This is a genomic window from Streptomyces sp. NBC_01198 (assembly GCF_036010485.1).
In the GTDB taxonomy this organism is placed as follows: Bacteria; Actinomycetota; Actinomycetes; order Streptomycetales; family Streptomycetaceae; genus Actinacidiphila.
In genome coordinates this window covers 1,270,990-1,293,389 of the sequence record NZ_CP108568.1, presented here as the reverse complement: position 1 = coordinate 1,293,389, position 22,400 = coordinate 1,270,990, and the positions used below count along the sequence as shown (strand labels likewise).

General features: G+C 72.5%; 20 protein-coding genes. 14 read left to right on the top strand and 6 right to left on the bottom strand.

Annotation, left to right across the window (positions count from 1 at the left end; all coding sequences use genetic code 11):
• Nucleotides 1–2 precede the first annotated feature (2 nt).
• The 5 genes from OG702_RS05755 to OG702_RS05735 are packed head-to-tail and all read left to right on the top strand — an operon-like array spanning nucleotide 3 to nucleotide 5,051.
• The gene (locus OG702_RS05755; RefSeq protein WP_327287794.1) at nucleotides 3–932 is read left to right on the top strand and encodes a hypothetical protein; all 930 of its coding nucleotides are present in this window, start codon (nucleotides 3–5) and stop codon (nucleotides 930–932) included.
• The gene (locus OG702_RS05750; RefSeq protein WP_327287793.1) at nucleotides 929–2,062 is read left to right on the top strand and encodes an alpha-hydroxy acid oxidase; all 1,134 of its coding nucleotides are present in this window, start codon (nucleotides 929–931) and stop codon (nucleotides 2,060–2,062) included. The genes OG702_RS05755 and OG702_RS05750 overlap by 4 nt, the downstream gene beginning before the upstream one ends.
• A complete protein-coding gene (locus tag OG702_RS05745; protein ID WP_327287792.1) occupies nucleotides 2,059–3,372 on the top strand; it encodes an aminotransferase-like domain-containing protein in 1,314 nt (437 codons plus the stop codon). Before OG702_RS05750 ends, OG702_RS05745 begins: the two co-directional genes overlap by 4 nt.
• Nucleotides 3,369–4,076 (top strand): 4'-phosphopantetheinyl transferase family protein, encoded by a 708-nt coding sequence (locus tag OG702_RS05740; protein ID WP_327287791.1) that lies wholly within the window; start codon nucleotides 3,369–3,371, stop codon nucleotides 4,074–4,076. The genes OG702_RS05745 and OG702_RS05740 overlap by 4 nt, the downstream gene beginning before the upstream one ends.
• A 24-nt stretch (nucleotides 4,077–4,100) precedes the next feature.
• Nucleotides 4,101–5,051: an alpha/beta hydrolase gene (locus tag OG702_RS05735; RefSeq protein ID WP_327287790.1), complete on the top strand. Its 951-nt coding sequence runs from the start codon at nucleotides 4,101–4,103 to the stop codon at nucleotides 5,049–5,051.
• A gap of 60 nt (nucleotides 5,052–5,111) precedes the next feature.
• On the opposite strand, the gene OG702_RS05730 is transcribed toward OG702_RS05735, so the two are convergent.
• Genes OG702_RS05730 through OG702_RS05715 form a run of 4 tightly spaced genes read right to left on the bottom strand, consistent with a single transcriptional unit; the run spans nucleotide 5,112 to nucleotide 10,337 of the window.
• Nucleotides 5,112–7,106 carry an amylo-alpha-1,6-glucosidase gene (locus tag OG702_RS05730; RefSeq protein ID WP_327287789.1) on the bottom strand — a complete coding sequence of 665 codons (1,995 nt, stop codon included), beginning with the start codon at nucleotides 7,104–7,106 and terminating at the stop codon, nucleotides 5,112–5,114.
• Nucleotides 7,103–8,449 carry an MGH1-like glycoside hydrolase domain-containing protein gene (locus tag OG702_RS05725; RefSeq protein ID WP_327293099.1) on the bottom strand — a complete coding sequence of 449 codons (1,347 nt, stop codon included), beginning with the start codon at nucleotides 8,447–8,449 and terminating at the stop codon, nucleotides 7,103–7,105. The genes OG702_RS05730 and OG702_RS05725 overlap by 4 nt, the downstream gene beginning before the upstream one ends.
• 23 nt (nucleotides 8,450–8,472) lie before the next feature.
• Nucleotides 8,473–9,273, bottom strand: a complete 801-nt coding sequence (locus tag OG702_RS05720) for a sugar phosphate isomerase/epimerase family protein (protein ID WP_327287788.1) — start codon at nucleotides 9,271–9,273, stop codon at nucleotides 8,473–8,475.
• Between the two features lie 17 nt (nucleotides 9,274–9,290).
• The gene (locus OG702_RS05715) at nucleotides 9,291–10,337 is read right to left on the bottom strand and encodes a zinc-dependent alcohol dehydrogenase (protein ID WP_327287787.1); all 1,047 of its coding nucleotides are present in this window, start codon (nucleotides 10,335–10,337) and stop codon (nucleotides 9,291–9,293) included.
• Between the two features lie 151 nt (nucleotides 10,338–10,488).
• Between OG702_RS05715 and OG702_RS05710 the strand changes: the two genes are divergently transcribed.
• The 5 genes from OG702_RS05710 to OG702_RS05690 all read left to right on the top strand — a co-directional run bounded on the left by OG702_RS05710 (nucleotide 10,489) and on the right by OG702_RS05690 (nucleotide 16,020).
• Nucleotides 10,489–11,895: an ABC transporter substrate-binding protein gene (locus OG702_RS05710; protein WP_327287786.1), complete on the top strand. Its 1,407-nt coding sequence runs from the start codon at nucleotides 10,489–10,491 to the stop codon at nucleotides 11,893–11,895.
• A 64-nt stretch (nucleotides 11,896–11,959) separates the two neighbouring features.
• The gene (locus OG702_RS05705; RefSeq protein ID WP_327287785.1) at nucleotides 11,960–12,928 is read left to right on the top strand and encodes a carbohydrate ABC transporter permease; all 969 of its coding nucleotides are present in this window, start codon (nucleotides 11,960–11,962) and stop codon (nucleotides 12,926–12,928) included.
• Nucleotides 12,928–13,794: a carbohydrate ABC transporter permease gene (locus OG702_RS05700; RefSeq protein WP_327287784.1), complete on the top strand. Its 867-nt coding sequence runs from the start codon at nucleotides 12,928–12,930 to the stop codon at nucleotides 13,792–13,794. The genes OG702_RS05705 and OG702_RS05700 overlap by 1 nt, the downstream gene beginning before the upstream one ends.
• 27 nt (nucleotides 13,795–13,821) lie before the next feature.
• The gene (locus tag OG702_RS05695) at nucleotides 13,822–15,024 is read left to right on the top strand and encodes an ROK family transcriptional regulator (RefSeq protein WP_327293098.1); all 1,203 of its coding nucleotides are present in this window, start codon (nucleotides 13,822–13,824) and stop codon (nucleotides 15,022–15,024) included.
• 99 nt (nucleotides 15,025–15,123) lie between these two features.
• Complete coding sequence (locus tag OG702_RS05690; protein WP_327293097.1) at nucleotides 15,124–16,020, top strand: Gfo/Idh/MocA family protein; 897 nt, start codon at nucleotides 15,124–15,126, stop codon at nucleotides 16,018–16,020.
• A gap of 347 nt (nucleotides 16,021–16,367) precedes the next feature.
• On the opposite strand, the gene OG702_RS05685 is transcribed toward OG702_RS05690, so the two are convergent.
• On the bottom strand, nucleotides 16,368–17,075 hold the full coding sequence (locus tag OG702_RS05685; protein WP_327287783.1) for a type 1 glutamine amidotransferase domain-containing protein: 708 nt from the start codon (nucleotides 17,073–17,075) through the stop codon (nucleotides 16,368–16,370).
• Between the two features lie 161 nt (nucleotides 17,076–17,236).
• Here OG702_RS05685 and OG702_RS05680 point away from each other — a divergent pair, with 161 nt between their 5' ends.
• Nucleotides 17,237–17,797: a CGNR zinc finger domain-containing protein gene (locus OG702_RS05680; RefSeq protein WP_327287782.1), complete on the top strand. Its 561-nt coding sequence runs from the start codon at nucleotides 17,237–17,239 to the stop codon at nucleotides 17,795–17,797.
• 76 nt (nucleotides 17,798–17,873) lie between these two features.
• On the opposite strand, the gene OG702_RS05675 is transcribed toward OG702_RS05680, so the two are convergent.
• Nucleotides 17,874–18,755, bottom strand: a complete 882-nt coding sequence (locus tag OG702_RS05675; RefSeq protein ID WP_327287781.1) for an LLM class F420-dependent oxidoreductase — start codon at nucleotides 18,753–18,755, stop codon at nucleotides 17,874–17,876.
• A 333-nt stretch (nucleotides 18,756–19,088) separates the two neighbouring features.
• On the opposite strand from OG702_RS05675, the gene OG702_RS05670 reads away from it, so the two are divergent.
• From OG702_RS05670 to OG702_RS05660, 3 genes are all read left to right on the top strand, one after another.
• Nucleotides 19,089–20,564: an MFS transporter gene (locus OG702_RS05670; RefSeq protein WP_327287780.1), complete on the top strand. Its 1,476-nt coding sequence runs from the start codon at nucleotides 19,089–19,091 to the stop codon at nucleotides 20,562–20,564.
• A 227-nt stretch (nucleotides 20,565–20,791) separates the two neighbouring features.
• Complete coding sequence (locus OG702_RS05665; protein ID WP_442814307.1) at nucleotides 20,792–21,877, top strand: IS110 family transposase; 1,086 nt, start codon at nucleotides 20,792–20,794, stop codon at nucleotides 21,875–21,877.
• A gap of 296 nt (nucleotides 21,878–22,173) precedes the next feature.
• A complete protein-coding gene (locus tag OG702_RS05660) occupies nucleotides 22,174–22,338 on the top strand; it encodes an RNA polymerase sigma factor (RefSeq protein WP_327287779.1) in 165 nt (54 codons plus the stop codon).
• The last annotated feature ends 62 nt before the right edge of the window (nucleotides 22,339–22,400 follow it).

Below are 22,400 nucleotides of genomic sequence, written 5' to 3'. Positions count from 1 at the left end.
GGATGCGTACTCTCGTGCCCGGCCGCGCCTTGGATCAGGTGCCCGCGGGCTGGGGAGTCCGCCGGGCGGTACGCCTGGCGTTCCCCGGCCCCGCGGCCCGGTCCGCCGACCCCGTCCACACCGAGCGCCTGCGGGTCTACCTGGCCGACCTGCTGCAACCCCATGGACTCGCCCTCGACGAGCAGGCGTTCGGGTGCGGCGGCCAGTCGTACGGCGAGATGGCCGAGGAGCTGATCCAGCGCGCGGTACCGCCGGGGGAGTCCGTCGACCTGCTCGTGCTGGCCTACTCCGTCCCCGACATCACGCCGGGCCGCGCCACGGCGACCTGGCTCAGCCACGTCTGCCCCGGCCGCCCGCTGGCCCTCGCCGTCAGCGACCAGGGCCCGGCCGGCGCCTTCACCGCCCTGCGCCTGGTCCGGGCGTACGCCGCCGGGGCGGGCCTGGCCCGCGCGTTGCTGCTGCTCGTCGAACAGCCCGCCCTGCCGTACCCGCCCGCCGGGCCCGTCGCGCTGCCCGCCGGGGCGTACGGCGTCGCGCTGCTGCTCGGACCCCCGACGCCGGGCGACCGCCGCCGCCCCGTCGCGCTCGGCCCGGTGAGCGTACGGCCCAGGTCCGCCGCCGATCTGCTCCCGGCGCTCGCCGGAGCCCCGGGACCGGTGACGGCGCTGCTCGGCCCGGCGGTTGCCGCCGCCTCGCACCCGGCGCTCGCCGAGGTGGCGCGGGTGCGTACCGCGGATCCGGGCCGGCCGGCTACCGGGGTGTGGTGGGAACTGGTGGCCGAGCTGGGCGGGTTGCCCGACCGCCCCGACGCGCCGCGCCGCCTCCTGCTGGCCGACCGCACCCCCGCCCCCGCCGGCCTGTCCCTGGCCGCCTTCGACACCGTCACCGACCCCCATTCCGCCGTCGCGACCGCCGTCGGGCAGCAGCGGTGACGCCCCCGGTACGCTCGACCTCCGACCAGGCGCCCCCGGGGGTGCTCGCGACGCTGGGTGATTATGAGCAGGTCGCACGGCGGCGGCTCGACGCGGTGGTCTGGGACTTCGTGGAAGGAGGGGCGGAGAGCGAACGGACGGTGGCCGCGAACCGGCGGGCGTTCGAGCGGGTCGTGCTGAGGCCCCGGGTACTGGTGGACGTCACGCGCTGCGAGACCGGGACGGAGCTGCTCGGGGCACGGCTGGCGACTCCGGTGGGTGTGGCGCCCACCGCCTACCACCGGTTGGCGCACCCGGACGGTGAGGTCGCCACCGCGCGGGGAGCCGGGACGGCCGGAGCGCTCTTCGTGGTCAGCATCTACGCCAGCCGTACCCTGGAGGACATCGCTGCCGCAGCGGCCGGGCCGCTGTGGTTCCAGCTGTACTGGCTGCGGAGTCGCGAAGTGCTGGCCGGGCTGGTCCGCCGGGCCGCGGATGCGGGCTGCCGGGCGATCGTCCTGACCGTGGACGCGCCCCGGCTGGGCCGCAGGCACCGGGACGCGCGCAACGGCTTCGCGCTCGGGCCCGGCATCCGCGCCGCCAACCTCGACGCGGCCGTGACAGCCGCCGCCCATCGCCCCGCCGCAGGGAGTTCCGCGCTGGCCGTACACGCCGCCGAGGCCGTCGACCCGTCGGTGACCTGGTCCGACCTGGCGTGGCTGCGGTCCCGTTGCGACCTGCCGCTGGTGCTCAAGGGCATCCTCACCGCCGAGGACGCGCTCCTCGCGGTGCGGCACGGCGCCGACGCCGTCATCGTCTCCAACCACGGCGGCCGGCAGCTCGACGGCGCGACCGCGAGCCTTGGCGCGCTGGCCGAAGTGGTCGACGCGGTCGGCGGCGCGTGCCCGGTACTGCTCGACGGCGGGGTGCGCGGCGGCACCGACACCTTCGCCGCCCTCGCACTGGGCGCCCGCGCTGTCCTGCTGGGCCGCCCGGTGCTGTGGGGGCTGGCGGCGGGCGGAGCCGACGGGGTCGCCGGGGTGCTGGGGCTGGCGACCGACGAGCTTGCCCACACGATGGCGCTGGCCGGGCGACCCGACCTGGCATCGATCGACCGGTCAACCGTGGCAGCGGCAACGGAGGGGCGATGACAGTGGAGTTGGCGCGCGGGGACCTGCATGCGTCGGTGTCCGACCCGGAGTCGGCGGCGATGAACTTCCTCAACGAGGTCGCCGCCCGCTTCCCCGACGCGATCTCGCTTGCGGCGGGCCGCCCTTACGACGGCTTTCACACCACCGACGACCTGGACCGGTATCTGCACAGCTACCTCGCCCATCTCGAAGGGCTCGGCCTCACCCCGGAGCAGCGGCAGCGCCAGCTCCTCCAGTACGGAAGGACCAACGGCCATCTCGGCGCGCTGATCGCCCGGATGCTCGTGGTGGACGAGGGCATCGAGGTGCCCGAGCGGGCCGTCATGGTCACCAGCGGCTGCCAGGAGGCCTTGGTCGTCGCGCTGCGCGGCCTGTGCGCGGGGCCCGGTGACGTGGTGCTCGCTGTCGAGCCCTGCTACGTCGGACTGACCGGCGCCGCCCGGCTGCTCGGCGTCGAGGTCGTCCCGGTGCCGGAGTCGGCGGACGGGCTCGACCCGGAGACCGTGGCGCGCGTGGCGGCGGCGGTACGGGCCGCAGGACGCCGGCCGCGCGCGCTCTACGTGGTGCCGAGCTTCGCCAACCCGTCGGGCACCTCGATGCCGGTGGCCGCCAGGCGGCGCCTGCTCGATGTGGCGGCGGAGGCCGACCTGCTGATCCTGGAGGACGATCCCTACGGGCTGTTCGGCCTGGACGACCAACCCCGGCCCACGCTCAAGGCGCTGGACACCGGGCAACGCGTCCTCTACCTGGGTTCGTTCGCCAAGTCCTGCTTCCCCGGCGCGCGGGTCGGCTTCCTGGTCGCGGACCAGACGGTGGTCGGTGCGGACGGCACGCGCAGCCTGCTCGCCGAGGAACTGTCCACCGTCAAGAGTCTGTTGACGGTGAACACCTCACCGGTGGCGCAGGCGGTCATCGGCGGCATCCTCGTCGAGGCCGGATGCAGCCTGCGGGCGGTGGGCAAGGAGAAGACCGCCTTCTACCGGCACAACCTGCGGACGCTGCTCGCCGCATTGACGACGTCCTTCGCGGGCGACCCGCGAGTCCGCTGGAACGCCCCCGCGGGCGGGTTCTTCGCCGTGCTCGACGTGCCGCTGACCGCGGACGAGGCGATGCTCGAACGCTCGGGGCGGGACTACGGGGTGCTGTGGACGCCGATGAGCTTCTTCTACGGTCCCGGCTCCGGCGAGCGGCCCGGCGGCGGAGGGCGGCGGGCGATCCGGCTGTCGTGCAGTGCGCTTGCGCCGGAACGCATAGGGGAGGGCGTACGCCGGCTGGCAGCGCTGGTGCGGGACCGGGGGGACCCGCGGTGACCGGCGCCCTGGACGAGGTCGACGTGTGGCTGGTGCCCGACCAGCGGGCGGAGCGGGTGCTGAGCGGCCTGCTCGCCCTGCTCGACGCGGGGGAACGCGCGCGTGCGGACGCCTACCGCTCTGCGGACGACCGGCGCCGCTACGTCGTGGCGCACGGCGCCCTCCGCCTGATCGTCGCCGCACACCTCGGCGCCCCCGCACGCGAGATCCGCTGGGTACGCGGGCCGCACGGCAAACCCGAGCTGGCCGGACGCTGGTGCGGCGCCCGGGTCAACCTCTCGCACTCCGGCGACTTCGCCGTGGTCGCGCTCACCGCGTCCCGCCCGGTGGGCGTCGACGTCCAGCGCGTGCTTCCCCACCTGGCCGCCGACGCGATGGCACACCGCTACTTCTCCCCGGAGGAGGCCGCGTCCGTCCGCGGGACCCCGGACGCCGCGAGCCGCGCCGCCCTCTTCGCCGACCTCTGGGCACGTAAGGAGGCCCTGGTCAAGGCTCATGGGGGCCGGCTCACCGAGGGTTTGCGCGTGCCGGTGACGCCCACCGTGCCCCCGGCGGCCCCCCGCCCCGAGAACGCCTGGGCAGCCGCCTACCGTGTCACCCCGCTCCCCGCCCCACCCGGCTACCGCGCCGCCCTCGCCCTCGCCGGCCACGCGGAATTCCAGGTCACCCCACATCAGTGGACCTGGCCGGGCCACGCCCCGTGACCACCCCATCCCGGAGGTATGGACATGCCGCTCGACCCCCAGATCCTGGCCCTGCGCGAGCAGCGGGCCCGCGATGGTGAGGCGCCGCTGTACACCCTGTCCGTCGAGCAGGCCAGGGCCGCTGATCTGGCCGCGATACGGGCGGCCGGGGGCGGCGCGCGACAGCTGTACGACGTCGCCGACCGGGTGATTCCCGGGCCCGGCGGGGAGTTGGCGCTGCGGGTGTACCGGCCGCGCGCGGAGCGGCAACTCCCCTTGCTGCTCTACTACTTCGGCGGCGGGTGGACGCTCGGCAGCATCGACACCGCCGACATCCTGTGCCGGACGCTGGCCGCGGAGGCCGGCTGCCTGGTCGCGACCGTCGGGTACCGCCTCGCGCCGGAACACCCTTTCCCGGCGGCCGTTCACGACTGCCATACGGCCCTGCGCTGGGTCGCCGCGCACGCGGCGGAGATCGGCGCGGACCCCGGGCGGATCGCGGTCGGCGGCGACAGCGCGGGCGGCAACCTGGCGGCGGCGGTGACGCTGCTGGCCCGTGGCGACGCCGCCGTCCAACTGGTCGGCCAGCTGCTGGTGTACCCCAACACCGACCAGCTGGCCGACGACGCGTCGATGCGCGACAACGCCGACCCATGGCTGTTCAACCTCCACTCGGTGGCCTGGTACACCCGCCACTACCTCGCGAACCCTGCGGACGCCGCCGACCCGCTGGCGTCCCCGCTGCGGGCGGATGACCTGGGCGGGCTGCCGCCGGCTCTGGTCATCACCGCGGAATACGATCCGCTGCGCGACCAGGGCGAGGCGTACGCCCGCCGACTCGCGGCGGCCGGGGTGCCGGTGGAACTCACCCGCTACCCGGGCATGGTGCACGGCTTCTTCGCCATGGCCGGCGTGGTGGACGCCGCGACCACCGCCACCACGCAGGCGGCCCGCCACCTGCGCACATGCTTCGGCCTGCGCCAGCTTGATCTTTGACCTCGTGGTCCGAACGAGGTGTCGTACGAACAGCGGACCCATCGCCGCACAGGACACGGTCTAAGGGCGGCGAACGCCCCGCCCCTGCCCCCGCTGAGCCTTCGGCGGTATTGTGGCGGTGAGGAGGGCGAGGGGGGTGGCGGCCGCCCAGGCCTGGGGGGAGTTGGCGTGGGGGTAGGGGACGGCGCCCTGGGTGCCCTCGCGGGGGTAGCCGGAGATGACTTCGGGCAGGCGGTGGTCCGAGGCGGCCGCGGCGTCGAGCAGTCCGGCGGTGACCGTCGCGGCCGCCTCGTGCAGGCCGTTCGCGGCCAGTCCGAGAACGATGAGCGCGTTGTCGTGCGGCCAGATGCTGCCCCGGTGGTACGACAGCGGGTGGTACGGCGGCTGGCCGGAGGCGAGGGTCCTGATGCCCCAGCCGGAGAAGAAGTCGGACTCGAGCAGCCGCCGCCCCACCGCTGCGGCGTCCTCGGGGTCGAGCAGGCCCGACCACAGCAGGTGCCCGGCGTCCGAGGCGAGCACGTCGACCCGGCGGCCGTCACCGTCCAGGGCGAGGGCAGGGAAGTCCGCGTCCGGCATCCAGAAGTCCGCGCGGAACCGGTCCCGCAACGCCTCGGCGGCACCTTCGAGCCGGCGTGCCCAGGCGAGGTCGTGCCAGACGTCGCGGGCGAGGCCGGCGGTCCTGCGGAGCGCGTCGTAAGCGTAACCCTGCACCTCGGAGACGGCGATGGCGCCGGCGGCCTGGGTGCCGTCGCGGAAGCAGACCGCGCCGGCCGAGTCCTTCCAGTTCTGGTTGAGCAGTCCGCCCCGGTCGGCCTCGTAGACGAGGTAGCCGTGCGCGTCCAGCCCGCCGTGGCAAAACATCCAGTTCACGGCGGCGCGGGCGTGCGCTTCCAGGCGTCGGGCCAGCGCGGGGTCGCCGGTCCGCTCCGCGTGGGCGTGCAGCAGGACCAGGAAGAGGGGGGTGCTGTCGACCGAGCCGTAGTAGCGGCCGTAGGGCACCTGGCCGAAGTGCGCGAGCTCACCGTGCCGGATCTCGTGGACGATCTTCCCGGGCTCGGCACCGCGTGCGGGGTCGTGGTCCACGGCCTGGGTGGCGGCCAGTGCGCGCAGCGTGTCGTGGGCGAGCCCCGGCCGGTAGGGGAGCGCGAAGTACGACGTAAGCAGGGAGTCCCGGCCGAACAGGGTGAGGAACCAGGGCACTCCGGCGCCGGGGACGTGGACCTCCTCCCCGTCGGGTCCGGTGGCGGGGACGAGCAGCCGGGCCAGGTCGTCCAGCCCGCGCGCGCAGGCGCGGGCCAGGTCCGAGCCGTCGCCCACTGTCACTCCGGGGCCGGCGGGGACGCCGTCGCGGGTGAATTCACACCTCTCGCGGGTGACGTGCTCTTCCACGGCGGCCGGGTCGTCGGGGAGCGCGCCGCCGGACCGCCGGGCCCCGTGCGCCAGGCCGGCGACCGTGACGGTCAGTTCGGCGCTGCCGTGGGCGGGGAGGTCGAGGTGCCAGGTCAGTACGCGCTCGCTGCGCTCCGGACGCGGCTGGGTCACCACGGGCGCAGGTCGCGCGGCGATCGTGGTGGAGGAGTGCCAGGCGTCCCGCCGGTAGTCGAAGACGACACCTTCCGGGACGCTGCCCGCCGTACGGACGGCACCGGGCTTGTCGTAGACGCGGTGGTCCGAGCGCAGTTCGAACTGGTCGGCGAAGTCGGCGTCGGCGTGGAAGGCGATCGCCACCCGGGTGGGACGGGCCACGTTGCTGACGACCGTGATCGCCTCGGTCAGCCGCCCCTCGCGCAGCGCCTGCCGGCGGAAGAGCGTGCAGCCGGGCGGCTCGTCCCGGGTCCCCGCGGGGGTCACCACGATCACGCCGCCGTCCTGCGCCGCGGCGACCAGCACGGTGGGTTCGGCGCCGTCGACGGTCAGACGCCACCGGCTCAGGTGCCTGGCGTCGCGGACGAACAGGCCGTCCGGGGTGCTGCCACCCCTGCCGTGCACGTCGCCGCCGGGTCCGAGAACCGCGAACGTACCGGCGTGGACGAGCAGCCGGCCTTCTTGCTTCATGGTGTTCCCTCCGGCGCGGTGGCCAGCAGATCCAGGACGGCCGCCGCCGTCCAGCTGAAGTCGGTCATGCCGCGGGCCCGGCCGGTGCGCGGGTCGACGTACTCCGCGAAGCCGGATGCGCCGCCCGAGGCGAGGACCGCCTGCCGCAGCGCGTCGGCGAGGCGTACCGCCCCGTACTGGCGCAGACCGCGCTCGATCGCCCAGTTCACGTTGAACCAGGCGGGGCCGCGCCAGTAGCGCGACGAGTCGAACGCGAGGCCGCGCAGGTCGTAGCTGGGCACGAGCGCGGTGGTCGAGCCGAGGCCGAAGTGCTCCCCGGTGACGGTGTGCAGCAGCGCCTCGACGAGCGCTTGCGGCAGCTCCGGCACGAGCAGGGGCAGCAGTCCGCTGACGCTGCGCTCGGCGATCAGCGCCCCGGCCCGGAGGTCGCGGCTGAGGAACATCCCGGCCTCCGGCTCCCACAGCCGCTCCACCAGGGCGTCGGTGAGGGCACGGGCCCGGGCGCGGTGCGGGAGGGGGTCCTTGCCGAGCGCCTCGGCGATGGAGGCGAGGGCGTGCTCGGAGACGATGTAGAGGGCGTTGAAGCCGGGGTCCTCGACGGCGAAGGGATGCGGGGCGCCGCCGTCCCGGTAGGCGCGGTCGCGGTAGCCGGCGGCGAGGCGCACGTAGCGCCCGTAGTCGAGGTCCGTGGGCCGGTCCGCCGCGGCCCCGTGGGCGAGGTCCGCGCGCCGGAACGACGAGGCCGGAGCGGGGTCGATCCGGGACAACGGGCCATCCCAGCACGGGCTGTTGTCCATGCCCGGCTCCCACGGGTGCACCACGCCGGCCAGGCCGTGCCCCGCGAGGTCGCGGTGGGTCGCCAGGTAGTCGTGCCACGCGGTCAGCCGCGGATACAGCCGGCGCAGGAATCCCCGGCGGGCGGAGGTCTCCGGGTCGGACTCGTGGACGAGCCAGGCGGCCATCGCGTGCACGGGGGGTTGTACCAGCCCCGAGGTCTCGATGCCGCGCGGCGCGCCGGCCGCCCGCCCCGCCGCGCCGGACCGCCAGAAGTCCGGGCTCGGGAAGTAGGCGTCGAGCGGTATCGCGGCATTGAAGACGATGTGCGGCACCCGGCCGTCGTCCCACTGCGCGCCGAAGAGGGTCTCCAGTTCCCGCTGCGCCCTGCGCGGCGAGAGGTGGCGCAGCCCGATGGCGACGAACGCGGAGTCCCAGCTCCACTGGTGCGGGTAGAGGCTCGCCGAGGGGACGGTCGAGCCGCCGGTCCAGTTGGTGAGCAGCACGCGGACCGCGGCGTCGCGCAACCGGCGACGCGCGGTGTCCGACTGGGCGGCCCGCGGTGTCATCGGGGAGTCCAGGGTGCTCGTCGTCACGCGCCCGACCTGCGCAGGAAGCCGGGGATGGAGCGGACGGCGGCGACCGGGTCGCCGGTCAGCCGGCACTCGGCGGCGAGGTAGCCGTCGTATCCGATGGCGTGCAGGGCGCCGAGCCAGGCCGGCCAGTCCAGGTGTCCCGCGCCGGGCTGGAACCGGTTGGAGTCGCTGACCTGCGCGTGGCCGATGTAGGGCGCGGCGGCGAGGATCGCGGCCGCGGGATCGGCCTCCTCGATGTTCATGTGGTAGCTGTCGATGCCGATCTTCACCGAGTCAAGGCCGACCTCGCCGATCAGGTCCACGGCCTGCCCGAGCCGGTTGACCATGTGGTCCTCGTACCGGTTGAGCGGTTCGAGGAAGAGGGCGACGCCCTGGGCGCGGGCGTGCTCGCCGAGTTCGGTGAGCCCTTCGAGCAGGACGGTGCGCTCCTCCTCCTCGCCGCGCGGCGGTTCGAAGGGGGGCAGGCGGCGGGAGAACATCCCGTACGAGGCCGGGGTCTGCGCGCCGAGTCCGCCCAGCTCAGCGATCACCGTGAGCTGGGACTTCATCTGGTCGATGGCGTCGCGGCGCAGGCCGGCGTCGAAAGCGCCGAAGAAGTGCAGCATGTCCACGCAGACGGTCGGCATGACGACGCCGTCCGCGGCGGCGGTCCGCAGTTCGGGCAGCCGGCCCTCGAAGTGCAGGTCGCCCTTGGCGCGCAGCTCGATGCCGTCGAAGCCGGCGTTCTGTGCGAACTCCCACTTCTCCTGGAGGCTGTCTCCGGGCAGCAGCTGCTCCTGGCAGGCGGTCTTGAGCATCAGGGATCAGCGGCCTTTCAGAATTCCAGAACGACCTGGAGGGCGTCGGAGGGACGCTCGTCCAGCAGTACGTAGGCGTCGGACGCGTCAGTGGCGGGGACGACGTGACTCACCAGGGACGTCACATCGACCAGTCCCTCGGCGACCAGGGTGAGGAAGGTGCGCTGGAGCCGTTCGACGGTCCAGCGTCCGGCCAGCTGCGGGGGCACCCCGCCTATCTGCGAGCAGATCAGTTGGACGCGGTTGTGGTGGAACTCGTCGCCGAGCCGCAGCCCGACCCCGTCGCCCTGGTAGAAGCCGGAGGCGACGACCCGGCCGCCGACGGTGACCGAGCGGAGCGCCTCGTGGAGCGCGGGGTAGACGCCGCTGATCTCGATGGCGACGTCGGCGCCGCGGCCCTCGGTGGCGTTCCTGATCGCTTCCGCGACCCCGCCGGCCACGGCGTTGAGGGTGGCGGACGCCCCGTAGCTACGGGCGGTGGCGAGGCGTACGTCGAGCGCGTCGACCGCGGTGACCCGGCCGCCGTTGAGCTGGGCGAGGCGGGTGGTGAGCAGGCCGATGACGCCCTGGCCGAAGACGGCGACGTCCTCGCCCACGTGGATGTCCGAGGCGAGCACCGCGTTGTAGGCGATGGCGCCGACCCGGGCGAAGGTGGCGGCCAGCGGTGCGAGTCCGGCCGGCAGGCTGTGGCCGATCATCCGCTCGACGGGGACGATGCCCTCGCTGCGGTGCCCCCAGATACCCCAGACCAGTTCCCCGACGTTTGGCAGGCCCGGAGTCCCGGCGAGTTCGGGGGAGACCTCCGTCACCTCACCGACCTCCGAGTAGCCCCAGCCGGCGACCGGGTACTCGATGCCTGCCGCGCCCTCGCGGAAGATGCGCGCCCCGGCGTCCCACGTGCGGGTCAGGTACGGGTTGGTGCCCCGGTACGCGGTGAGTTCGGTGCCCGCGGAGACCCCGGAGAACCGGGTACGGACCCGGAGGTGCCCGGGGGGCAGAGGGGCAGTGCCGTGCTCGGCGACTTCGACCTGGCGCGGGCCGGTGAACTGGACGACGCGTTCCACGTGGGACTCCGGAAAGTTGGCTGTGTGGGCGGCCGGGAGGGGCGTACCGCCCCGACTTAGGTCGAAGATATCTCACACTTATGTCTTGTCAATACGCAAAAGTAGTGCTGTGATGCCTGAACATCCAGCGTAAGTAGCGTGAGGACACGGCATGCGTAAGTGGAACCGTCGGTCATCGAGGACCGCGGCGGGTGGGCTGGCATTGGCTCTGTGCGTCGGCGTACTCGCCGGCTGCGCGAGTCGAACCGGCCCGGCCGCGCCGGACAACCACATCACGGTGTGGTCACAGGCGAACCTCCCACCGCAGATGGCCGCGTCGAAGAAGATCGTCGACCGGTTCCAGAAGGAGACCGGGATCAAGGTCAAGCTGGTCGGAGTGGACGAGAACCAGCTTCCGCAGCTGATCATGTCCGCCGCCGCGGCCGGCACGCTGCCCGACGTCATCGGCGGCGTGCCCATCGGGCAGGTCTGGCAGATGTACACCAACGGGCTGCTCGACACGAAGGTCAGCGGCGAGATCGTACGGAGCCTCGACGCGAAGACCTTCGACGCCAACGCGCTGCGGCTGACCAGTGACGGCACCCGGCAGCTCGCGGTCCCCGCCGACGCGTGGCTCCAGCTGCTGGTCTACCGCAAGGACCTGCTCGCCAAGGCCGGGCTGCCGGTGCCGGACACGTACAGCAAGCTGCTCGCCGCGGCGGACAAGCTGAACACACCCGGCCAGGACGGGATATCCGTCGCCACCGACCCCAGCGACGCCTTCACCCAGCAGAGCTTCGAGGACATCGCGCTGGCCAACAACTGCCAACTGGTCGACGACCAGGGCAAGGTGACCCTCGACTCTACGGCCTGCCGGACGGCCTTCGCCGTGTACGACAAGCTCGGCAGGACCTACGGCTCCCCGGGGACCCAGACCGTCGACTCCACCCGCGCCACCTACTTCGCCGGCAAGTCCGGCATGGTGCTCTGGTCGACCTTCCTGCTGGACGAGCTGGCCGGACTGCGGAACGACGCCCTGCCGAGCTGCCCGCAGTGCAAGAGCGACAAGCAGTTCCTTTCCGACAACAGCGGTGTCGTCACGGCGATGGCCGGTGCGGACGGCGCCAAGCCGGCCCAGTTCGGCGAGGTGGCCTCCTGGGTGGTGACCAAGACGGGTGAGACCGCGGCCTCCAAACGCTTCATCGGCTACATGATGGACGCCGGCTTCGAGGACTGGCTGGGCATGGCCCCCGAAGGCCAGATCCCGGTGCGCCACGGCACCCCCGCGGACCCGGACAGGTACCTCGACGCGTGGCGGCACAGCGAGATCGGCGTGGACACCCGCAAGCCCCTGGACGAGGTCTACCCCAAGGCGCTGCTTGACCAGCTCCTCGCGGGTGTCGGCAACATGCAGCGGTGGGGGTTCAAGCAGGGCCAGGGCGCCCTGGTCGGCGCCACCAACGGCCAGCTCCCCGTACCGAAGGCGATCAGCGCGATGACCGGCGGCCAGATCTCACCGAAGAAGGCCGCCGCCGAGTCCGACTCCGATGTCGCCGCACTTCAGAAGTCCCTCCAGTAGCGGGCCGTCGGCCCCGACCGCCCTTCGGCCGCCCACGCGCAGGCCGTCCCCGTCAGGAAGACACATGAGCGCACAGCCCGGCGCGAAGAAGCGCCGCCAACTCACCACTGCCCAGCGGGAGAACCGCGCGGGACTGGCCTTCGTGACCCCCACCCTGGTGGTGGTCCTGGTCGTGGTGATCATCCCGATCCTCTGGACGATCCTGCTGGCGTTCCAGCACGCCAAGCTGGTCGACATCCAGGGCATGGGGGTGTTCGGCAACTGGTCCCTGCACAACTTCACGCAGGTCTTCACCTCCCCCGGCTTCTGGCCGAGCCTGTTCACCACCCTCGCCTACACCGTCGGCGGCACCGCGGGCTCCGTGCTGCTCGGCCTGATAGCCGCGCTCGCCCTGCGCAAGCCGTTCCGCGGACGCGGGCTGCTGCGCAGCAGCATGCTGCTGCCGTACGTGGCACCCGTCGTCGCGGTCGCCTTCGTCTGGCAGGTCGCTCTCAGCCCGCAGTACGGCATCGTCAACCAGTGGGGCGGCAAGCTGTTCGGCTGGGACAACCCCATCGCCTTCCTGTCCACCCGCGACTACCAGGTCGACCTGTTCGGCTTCCACTTCGGGCTGCCGCTCGCGCTGCTGACGGTCATCGCCTTCGAGACCTGGCGCTACTTCCCGTTCGCCTTCCTCTTCCTGCTGGCCAGGCTCCAGGCCGTACCCGACGGTCTTGAGGAGGCCGCCAGGGTCGACGGAGCCACCCCCACCCAGCGGTTCCGCTACATCCTGCTGCCGCAGCTGATGCCCGTCATCGCCCTGCTCAGCGTCCTGCGCTTCATCCTGACCTTCAACAAGTTCGACGACGTCTACCTGCTGACCGGTGGCGGCTCGGGCACCGACGTCGTCGCCGTGCGGGTGTACGACTTCCTCACCGCCAACTTCGATGTCGGCGCCGCCGCCGCGCAGGCCCTCGTCCTGGCCGTCGTGCTGATGGTCCTGCTCGGCATCTACTTCAAGTTCTTCGCCAAGAAGGTGCAGGAGGAGGCGTGATGACCCGCACACAGTTCGAGGAGCGCCTGTTCGGCGTGCTGCGGTGGGTCACCATCGCCTTCCTGGCAGTGATCACGATCCTGCCCTTCTACTACATGCTGCTGCTCTCGGTGAAGCCGATCGACTCCCTGCTGCTCGACCCGGGATCGCTGTGGGTCTCCGGCAAGGACTTCACCCTCGACACCTACCGGACCGTCCTGAAGTCCAGCGCCGACGGCGGCCAGGGCTTCCTGCGGATGATGTTCAACTCGGCGCTCGTGTCGCTGGGGACGGTCGTCCTGACCCTCGCCGCCTCGGTGCCGGGTGCCTACGCGATCAGCCGGCTGAGGTTCTTCGGCGGCCGCCAGGTGAGTGCGCTGTTCCTGGCGGTCTACCTCTTCCCCTCCACCCTGCTCGCGGTCCCGCTGTTCGTGATGTTCGCCAAGCTCGGGCTGTCGGGGAACCTCGCCGGCCTGGCCATCGTCTACGTGGCCCAGACCGTGCCGGTGGCGATCTACATGCTGAAGAACTACTTCATCACCATCCCGGTGAGCATCGAGGAGGCGGCCGCCCTCGACGGCGCCTCCCGCTGGCAGACCGTACGCAGGGTGGTCCTCCCGCTCGCGATGCCGTCGCTGATGGCCACCGGGCTGTACGTCTTCATGATCGCCTGGAACGAGTTCCTCTTCGCGCTGCTCTTCCTCGCCGCCGATCCGGACAAGTGGACCGTCTCGCTGGGCCTGCAGCAGCTCTCCAACGGCATCGAAGTCCCCAAGACCGTGCTGATGGCCGGTTCCGTGGTCCTGACGATCCCCATCATCGTGCTGTTCTACGCTGCGGAAAGACTGCTGACCGAAGGTCTGACCAGCGGCGCCGACAAGAGCTGACCCATGAGAGCGGGAGTGCACACGACCATGCCGGCCAACCAGGCGAGCGCGGGCCATCTGCTGCGGCTGATCCGCAGCGGGCAGGCCACCACCCGAGGCGAGCTCCAGCACGCGACCGGGCTCTCCCGCTCCACCATCAGCAGCCGGCTCGACCAGCTCTTCGGAGCCGGCTGGCTGCGGGACACCGCGGCGGGCGCATCCACCGGCGGACGGCCCTCCACCCGGCTGGAGTTCGACACCTCGCACGCCGTGGTGATCGCCGTGGACCTGGAGACCCGGCACAGCCGGGCCGCCGTGCTCGACCTGGACGGCGCCGTCCTGGCGGAGCACACCGAGCAGCTGCTGATCGCCGACGGCCCGGACCAGGTTCTCGACACGGTCGCGGGCTGGTTCCCCGCGCTCCTGGAGAAGGCCGGCGTCAAGGCCTCCCGGGTGTGCGGGATCGGGCTGTCCGTACCCGGTCCTGTGGACTGGGCGATCGGCCAGGTCGTCCAGCCGCCGATCATGCCGGGCTGGGACGAGTACCCCGTTCCGAGCCGCGTGCAGGAGGCCTACGCCCGCCATGTCGACCCGATGGGGCCGCCGGTGCCCGTCCTGGTCGACAACGACGCCAACCTGATGGCGTACGCGGAGCAGCGACGCTTCTACCCCGACTGCTCGGCCTTCGTGCTGGTCAAGGTCTCGACCGGTATCGGGGCGGGCGTCGTCGTCGACGGCGGTCCCTACCGCGGCATCGACGGCGGGGCCGGCGACATCGGGCACATCCGCCTGCACGACAGGACCGAGGCGCTGTGCATGTGTGGTTCCTACGGCTGCCTCGCCGCCGTGGCCAGCGGGCGGGCGATCGCCGAACAGCTGGCCGCGGCGGGGATCCCCACCACGTCGGGATCCGACGTGCGCGAACACCTGGCGGCCGGCCAGCCGGACGCGGTGCGGCTGGCCCGCGAGGCGGGCCGCCGGGTCGGTGAGGTCCTCGTCACCGTCGTCACGCTGCTCAACCCCGGAGTGCTCGTGCTGGCCGGCGACCTGGCAGGCACCCCCTTCCTGACCGGGGTGCGCGAACTGCTCTACCAGCGCGCCATGCCCCGCACCACCGCCCACCTCAACGTGGTGACCTCGCGGCTCGGCGACCAGGCCGCGCTCGTCGGGGCGACCGCCATGGTGGTCGAGCACCTCTTCGCGCCCGCCAGGGCCGACCTGCGGCTGGCCGCCCTCAACAACGGCGGCTGACCCCCTCCCCGTCCCTCCCCGTCCCATGCCGGAGTTCCCGTGGCCCACGTCCACCCGTCCGACGCCCGTCCCTCAGTACCCGCCCCCGAACCGGGGGAGATCGGGTCCGCCGAGGCGCCGCCGCCCCCGCTGAGGGTCGGCCTGGCGGGCGCGGGTCCCTGGGCCAGGACGATGCACGCCCGCATGCTGGCCGCTGGGCCCGAGACCGTCCTGACCGCGGTCTGGGCCCGGCGGTCGGAGGCCGCCCGAGAGACGGCGGCGCCCTACGGCGCCGCCGTCGCGGCCTCCTTCGACGAGCTGCTCGACCGCAGCGAGGCGATCGCCTTCGCCGTCCCCCCGGCGGTCCAGGCCGATCTGGCCGTCCGCGCGGCCAGGGCGGGCAAACCCGTGCTGCTGGAGAAGCCGCTGGGCGCGGACCTGGCCTCGGCCCGCCGCGTCGCGGAGGCCGTGGCCGAACACGGGGTCGTCTCCCAGCTCGTCCTGACCAAGCGCTACCACCCCGCGACCCGGGCCTTCCTCCGGCAGGCGCAGGGCGCCGAGGTGAGCGGGGCACGCTCGTGCTACCTGCACGGCGGCTTCCTCGGCGGGGAGTTCGCCACGCCCTGGCGGCTGGCCCAGGGAGCCCTCTACGACCTGGGCCCGCACCTGCTGGACCTGCTGGACCTGGCCGTCGGCCCCATCGCCGCCATCAGGAGTACCGGCGACTCCACCCGCTGGATCGAGCTGACCTGCGAGCACGCCGACGGCGCCGTCAGCCAGGCGTCGCTGTCCGGCGCGGTCCGGCTGTCGCGGGCCCGCACCCGGATCGAGCTGTACGGCCCCGGCGAGGAGATCGTCTACGACACCGCGGAGCTGGACCACGAGGAGTGCTGGCCGGTGCTCCGCCGCGAGTTCGCGCAAGCCGTCCGCACCGGGGTCGCCTCGCCCATCGACGCGGCACGCGGCCTGCGCCTGCAGGAACTCCTGGACATGGCCGCGTCCTGCCACACCCCCTGACTGCGGGTGAGGAGGCGGACGCAACTCGGCGATACCGCGCAGGCCGGTCGGCAGGGAGCTCGGTCCGGCCACCATCGATGCCGGATGCCGGCAGAAGACCGGCATCAAGGACATCGTCTCGGCAGTGCGGGCCGACGTGGAACGTGCCGTGTTGCGAGGCCGCACGAACCACTTGCCGGTCCTGCGGCGGCTGCGCGCGGGGACACTGGCGGCGGCCTCCCTTGCCGCCTCTCCGGAACCGGGGGCGAGCCCTTCGCCGACAGCACCGCCGCGACCGCGATGATCGAACGGGGCGGTCCGGTGGCCGTGGTGGGGCACGGCGCCGGACCGCCCGGCGGGGGTGGGGCTCAGGCCGCCAGCGTGCGGACCAGCGCTTCGGCGACCGGGGCCGAGGACGCCGGGTTCTGGCCGGTGATCAGGTTGCGGTCGGTGACGACGTAGGGAGCGAAGACCTCGCCCTCCTGGAAGTCGATGCCGAGCTCCACCAGCCGGTCCTGGAGCAGCCACTTGGCCCGGTCGGCGAAGCCGGCCGCGGTCTCCTCGGCGTTGGTGAACCCGGTCGCCCGGTATCCGGCGAAGGGGGAGGTGCCGTCCTCCCCGACGGTGGCGAGCAGCGCGGCGGGGCCGTGGCAGACGACGGACACCGGCCTGCCGGAAGCGAGCACGCTGTTCAGCAACCGGCCGGAGGCGGCGTGGACGGACAGGTCCTCCATGGGCCCGTGGCCGCCGGCGTAGAACACCGCGTCGAAGGCGTCCGGGTCCGAGGGGTCGATGTCCTCCAGCCGCAGCGGGCTGCGCAGTTCGCTGATGGCGGCAAGTTCCGCGGCGATCCGGTCGGCGTTCTCCTGGCCGCCGTTCACGTCGGGCGACAGGCTGCCCGCGTCCACCGTGGGGACGACGCCGCCGGGGGTGGCGAAGACGATCTGGTGGCTGGCCGCGCGGAGGACCGCGTAGGGGGCGGTGACCTCCTCGGCCCAGTAGCCGGTGGGGTGCTTGGTGCCGTCCGCCAGCGTCCAATGGTCAGAGCCGGTCACGACGATGAGAATCCTGGACATGTCTGTGCTCCTCCGAGCGTCGAGCGTCGTAAGCGCCAAAGGTTCTTTGACGCTTACGATCTCACCACGAGGTCGGGCTGTTCGTAAAGGTCATTCGCCTCATGAACCTTACGGACGTAGGATGGGCGGGACGGCACCGGAGCGAGAGCAGGAGCGGACACATGGCAGGAACGGACGGCGAGGGCACCACGCGGTCCCGGGTTCCCGCCCCGGCGGGGGCGCTGGTGGCGCTGCTCAACTCACGCCCGCACGCGGAGCCGCTGCTGCCGGACCGGCTGGACGACCAACAGGCGGCCGCCGAGATCCTGCAGAGCTACCGCCTGCCGGACGCCGGGGAGCTGACCGCCGAGCGGCTCGACCGGGTCCGGGCACTGCGCGCCGACCTGATGGCCGCTGTGGAGGCGGCCGACGCCGATCGGGCGCGGCGGCGATGGGAGGCCCTGTCGGCGCACGTCTCGGGCATCACCTTCCGGCTGGACTTCGCCGACGGGACGCCGGCGCTGTCCCAGGTGACCGGTGACCCGCTGCTCGGCGGGATCGTGGCCGCCGTCGCGGACATCCTCAGGGACGGCACCTGGCAGCGCGTCCGGGTCTGCGCGAACGACGGGTGCCGCGCGGTCTTCTACGACACCACCCGCAGCCGCACGCAGCGGTGGCACTCCTACGAACTCTGCGGCAACCGGGCGAACGTCGCGGCGTTCCGCGCCCGCGAGAACGCGTAGCCCCGCGGGCCCCGAAAGGACACCGCGGGACGGCCCGCCGCGGAATGCGTCGACCACGGCGGGCAACGCGCCACCGTCAGGACAGCAGCACTGCGGCCAGCCGCCGCCAGGCGTCCAAGGGGAGGTCCGTCCGTGTGTCGGCGGTGACGACCTGGAGCGCCAGGTGGTCGGCCCCCGCGGCCAGGAACTCCTGGGCGCGCGCCGCGATCGTCTCGGCGTCGCCGAGCGCGAACACCGCGTCCAGCAGCCGGTCGCTGCCGCCGTCGCGCAGGTCGTCCTCGGTGAAGCCGAGCCGCCGCAAGTTCGCGGTGTAGTTGGGCAGCGTGAGGTACATGGCCAGATACGCGCGGGCCGTCGCGCGGGCGCGCTCCAGGTCCGGGTCCAGGACCACCTTGAACTCAGGGGCGAGCAGCGCGTCCTGACCGAGGATGTCACGGGCCCGGGCGGTGTGCTCCGCGGTGACCAGGTACGGGTGCGCTCCCGCCGCCCGGTCCCTGGCCAGCTCCAGCATCTTGGGGCCGAGCGCGGCGAGCACCCGTCCGGCTGCCGGCACCGGCTCCGGTGCGGAGTCCAGCGCCGTCAGATACTCGCGCATCGCAGAGTACGGCTTCGCGTAGTCCTTGGCGAGAGCTCCGTGGCTCACCCCGAGCCCGAGCAGGAACCGTCCGGGATGGGCGCGTTCGAGCGCCGCCCGCCCGGTGGCGACCTCCTCGGCGCCGTGCTCCCAGATGCTGAGGATGCCGGTGGCCACCACGATCCGGGGCGCGGCGGCGAGCAGCGGTGCCGCGTACGCGACGTCCGGGCCGCCGCCGAGCCAGATCGTGCCGTAACCCAGGGCGTCGAGTTCCGCCGCGGCGTCGTCGTGCGCACCTGAATACGCGGGGCCGTCGCCGCTCTGCGCGGTGGTCCAGGCGCTGCTCCACACGCCGATCCTGCCCAGAGGGTTCTGCTGTGCCATGTGACTCGTCCTCGGTCGAAGGGAATTCGGGGTACCTCCGTTGTACACGGCGCGTGGTCCCCGATCCGTAAGCGCGGGCGGCCCGCGACCGTCCGGCCGACCTGTACGTGACCGGTACCACATCGATTCCCGAGATATGACGTGGACCTCATCGGCGGCCCGAAGTGTCACACTCCGCGGTCCTGGTCCCCTCCTTGCAGGCGAAACCGAACCGCAAGGGGGATCCCGGTGCACGCCGGCGCCCTCCGACGGCCCCGCCACCGGCGGACGCCGTGCCGGCAGGCCCCCGCGGCCTGACGTAGCGAAACCCACTCCCCGGAAGGCACGTCTCCGATGAAACCCAAGGACACCCGACCGTCCTTCCTTGCAACGGGCCGCGGCAAGCTCACGCTGACCTTGCTGTGCGCCATCGCGTTCCTCGACTTCATCGACGGCTCGATCGTCAACGTCGCCCTGCCCGCCATCCGCAGCGACCTGGACTTCTCCGTCCAGGACCTGCAGTGGGTGCCGAGCGGCTACCTGCTCACCTACGGCGGCTTCATGCTGCTCGGCGGACGGCTCGCCGACCTGCTCGGACGGCGCCGCGTCGTGGTGGCGGGGACCGCGCTGTTCTCGGTCTCCTCGGTCGTCGGCGGGTTCGCCACCACCTCGGGCATGCTGGTCGGCGCGCGGCTCGCACAGGGGGCGGGGGCCGCGCTGATGCTCCCCGGGGCGCTGTCCATCCTCACGACGATGTTCAAGGAGGGCGGCGACCGGACCAAGGCGCTCAGCGTCTGGGGCGGTGTCGCCGGCGGCGCGTCGGCGGTCGGCGTGCTCCTCGGCGGCCTGCTGACCGACGGCCCCGGCTGGCGCTGGGTGATGTGGGTCAACGTCCCGGTCTGCGTTCTGGTGATCGCCGGGCTGTACCTGCTGATCGAGGCCGACCGGCGCACCGTCCGCTCGGCGAACTTCGACATCCTCGGGACGGTGCTGGTCACCGGAGCGGTGCTGCTGCTCGTCTACACCCTGGTGAAGGCGCCGGACGTGGGCTGGGCCGAGGACCGGACGATCGGCGGCCTGGCGGGCGCCGCGGTGATCCTGGTCGCGTTCCTGATCAACGAGCAGCGCAACAAGAACCCGCTGCTGCCGCTGTCGATCTTCCGGATCAAGGGGCTCGGCGCCGCCGACGTCACCCAGTTGGTCGCGGTGGCCGGCTTCCTGTCGATGTTCTTCTTCCTCAGCCTGTACATGGAGAACGTCCTGGGCTACTCGCCGATGAGGACCGGCTCCGCCTACCTGCCGCTGTGCGTGGGCGTCGGCGTGGCCGCGGGCATGGCGTCCCAGCTGATCCCGCGGATCGGGACGCGGCCGCTGCTGATCGTCGGGCTGCTGCTCGCCGGCGGCGGAATCCACTGGCTGTCGCGCATCCCGGTGGACGGCCACTACCTGAGCGACCTGCTGCCCGGGCTGCTGGTCACCTCGATCGGGCTCGGCTTCGCCTTCGTGTCGATCACCACCGCGGCCAACGCCAACGTGGAGCCGGAGCGCGCCGGGCTCGCCGCGGCGCTGCTCAACGCTTCGCAGCAGATCGGCGGGGCGCTCGGGCTTGCGATCTTCTCCGCGGTCGCGACATCGCGCACCGGGCACCTCGTCGCGCACCGGACGCCCATGCCCGAGGCGCTCACCTCGGGGTTCTCCCGGGCGCTGCTGGTCAGCAGCTTCTTCCTGTTCGCGGCGGCGGTGGTGGCGCTGCGGGCCGCAAACAGCCGCGGCGAGGCGGCGGAGGAGCCCACCGCACAGACGGCCCCGGAACCTGTCCCCACCAACTGACAGTGATGATGTTCGTGGTGACGCTACGGGTGGGCCTGACTCGCCAACTGACTGACGTCTCGACTGTCCTGTTTGGGATTTGTCGGCCCGCCGGGCGTCACCACGCACGCGGCCGGACGGGCGCTTGTGACTTCATAGGAGCTTGGTCCAGAAGCCCCGTCACTGTCTTGTCCACCCGCCCGACCGGCGCGTGCCGCCCTCGGAACGGACACGCCACAAGGACGGACATGACCAGCATGACGCACGACGGCCCGCAGATCACCGGCGGAGTCGACACCCACGGCCTGACCCACCACGCGGCGGTGATCGACACCATCGGCCGGCACCTGGCTGACCAGGAGTTCCCGGCCACGATCCGCGGCTACCGGGATCTGCTGGCCTGGATGCGTTCACTCGGCGAGCTGGCCGCGGTGGGTGTGGAGGGCACCGGCGCCTACGGGGCCGAACTCGCCCGGGTGCTCACCGCCGCAGGAGTCACAGTCATCGATGTCGACCGTCCGGACCGCAAAACCCGGCGGATGAAGGGCAAGTCCGACCCGATCGACGCCTACGCCGCCGCGACAGCCGTACTGTCCGGGCGGGCCACCGGCACCCCCAAGAGCCGGGACGGCGTGGTCGAGGCCGTGCGCGTGCTGCGGACCGCTCGCCGCAGCGCGGTCAAGGCCCGCACCCAGGCGATGAACCAGATCCGGGGCCTGCTGGTCTCGGCGCCTGCGATGCTGCGCGAGCAGGTCGCGGGAGTGGACCGGGCCACGCTGATACGCACGCTCGCCCGGCTGCGGCCCGGCGACGACCTGTCCCGCCCGCTGACCGCCACCCGGGCAGCCCTGCGCCGCCTGGCCCGCCGCCACCAGGCGATGGACGCCGAGATCGCCGAGCTGGACGCGGAACTCGGTCCGCTGACCCGGCAGGCCGCTCCCGCACTGCTGGAACTGTTCGGCGTCGGCCCCGAAACCGCCGGCCAACTGCTGGTCTCGGCCGGGGACAACCCCGAACGTATGCGTTCGGAGGCCGCCTTCGCGCACCTGGCCGGGGTCGCACCGATCCCGGCATCCTCCGGCCGCACCCACCGCCACCGCCTCAACCGAGGCGGCGACCGGGCCGCGAACAACGCCCTGCACACCATCGTGCTCGTCCGCATGCGCTACGACGAGCGCACCCGCACCTACGTCGAACGCCGCACCAAGGAAGGCCTGTCCAAAAAGGACATCATGCGCTGCCTCAAACGATTCGTCGCCCGCGAGGTCTACCGCGCCCTGACCAGCACACCGACCGAACAAGCCACACAAACCGACCTTGCTCCTGCCGCTTGACATCTATAGGAGCATCCCGGCGCCGGGGCGATCCGGCACTCGGCGCCCCCGCGCAGCCCGGCGCTTGCCGCAATCCGCATCCGCGCAGGCCGGCCGGCCTGTCCACGGTCCTCACCGGTCACGGAGGGCCCGGCAGGCCGAAGAGCGGCAAGCAGGAGTCAGGGCCGGCCTCATGACGAGTGTCAGCCAGCACCCGTTGCTCTGTTCCGTTGCGGCGCCCTGACCTGCGGGAAGAAACGATTCCCGGCCCATACGCCTGGATGGGTGACAGGAACCGGACCTCCAGGAGATCCCACGTGCAGATACCCACCCACGAGCCCGGACGGAGTCCCACCTCGTTCGGCGACGTGTACGAGACGCACTTCGACGCCGTCCTCGGCTTCGTCACCCGCAGAACCGTCGACCGGGACCTGGCCGCCGACCTGACCGCCGACGTCTTCGTCGCGCGGGGGCCATCTTGACACTGCCCGGCAGATCCGATGGTTGAGACCGAACGCGTTCAAGGAACCCGGCTGTCTACCCG

What these genes read in the sequence shown, in the direction of transcription:
- OG702_RS05670 (WP_327287780.1), top strand. Translation starts at nt 19,089, where the DNA reads ATGAAACCCAAGGACACCCGACCGTCCTTCCTTGCAACGGGCCGCGGC.
- OG702_RS05680 (WP_327287782.1), top strand. Translation starts at nt 17,237, where the DNA reads ATGGCAGGAACGGACGGCGAGGGCACCACGCGGTCCCGGGTTCCCGCC.
- OG702_RS05725 (WP_327293099.1), bottom strand. Translation starts at nt 8,449, where the DNA reads ATGACACCGCGGGCCGCCCAGTCGGACACCGCGCGTCGCCGGTTGCGC.
- OG702_RS05700 (WP_327287784.1), top strand. Translation starts at nt 12,928, where the DNA reads ATGACCCGCACACAGTTCGAGGAGCGCCTGTTCGGCGTGCTGCGGTGG.
- OG702_RS05730 (WP_327287789.1), bottom strand. Translation starts at nt 7,106, where the DNA reads ATGAAGCAAGAAGGCCGGCTGCTCGTCCACGCCGGTACGTTCGCGGTT.
- OG702_RS05705 (WP_327287785.1), top strand. Translation starts at nt 11,960, where the DNA reads ATGAGCGCACAGCCCGGCGCGAAGAAGCGCCGCCAACTCACCACTGCC.
- OG702_RS05720 (WP_327287788.1), bottom strand. Translation starts at nt 9,273, where the DNA reads ATGCTCAAGACCGCCTGCCAGGAGCAGCTGCTGCCCGGAGACAGCCTC.
- OG702_RS05745 (WP_327287792.1), top strand. Translation starts at nt 2,059, where the DNA reads ATGACAGTGGAGTTGGCGCGCGGGGACCTGCATGCGTCGGTGTCCGAC.
- OG702_RS05695 (WP_327293098.1), top strand. Translation starts at nt 13,822, where the DNA reads ATGCCGGCCAACCAGGCGAGCGCGGGCCATCTGCTGCGGCTGATCCGC.
- OG702_RS05755 (WP_327287794.1), top strand. Translation starts at nt 3, where the DNA reads ATGCGTACTCTCGTGCCCGGCCGCGCCTTGGATCAGGTGCCCGCGGGC.
- OG702_RS05675 (WP_327287781.1), bottom strand. Translation starts at nt 18,755, where the DNA reads ATGGCACAGCAGAACCCTCTGGGCAGGATCGGCGTGTGGAGCAGCGCC.
- OG702_RS05735 (WP_327287790.1), top strand. Translation starts at nt 4,101, where the DNA reads ATGCCGCTCGACCCCCAGATCCTGGCCCTGCGCGAGCAGCGGGCCCGC.
- OG702_RS05685 (WP_327287783.1), bottom strand. Translation starts at nt 17,075, where the DNA reads ATGTCCAGGATTCTCATCGTCGTGACCGGCTCTGACCATTGGACGCTG.
- OG702_RS05665 (WP_442814307.1), top strand. Translation starts at nt 20,792, where the DNA reads ATGACCAGCATGACGCACGACGGCCCGCAGATCACCGGCGGAGTCGAC.
- OG702_RS05710 (WP_327287786.1), top strand. Translation starts at nt 10,489, where the DNA reads ATGCGTAAGTGGAACCGTCGGTCATCGAGGACCGCGGCGGGTGGGCTG.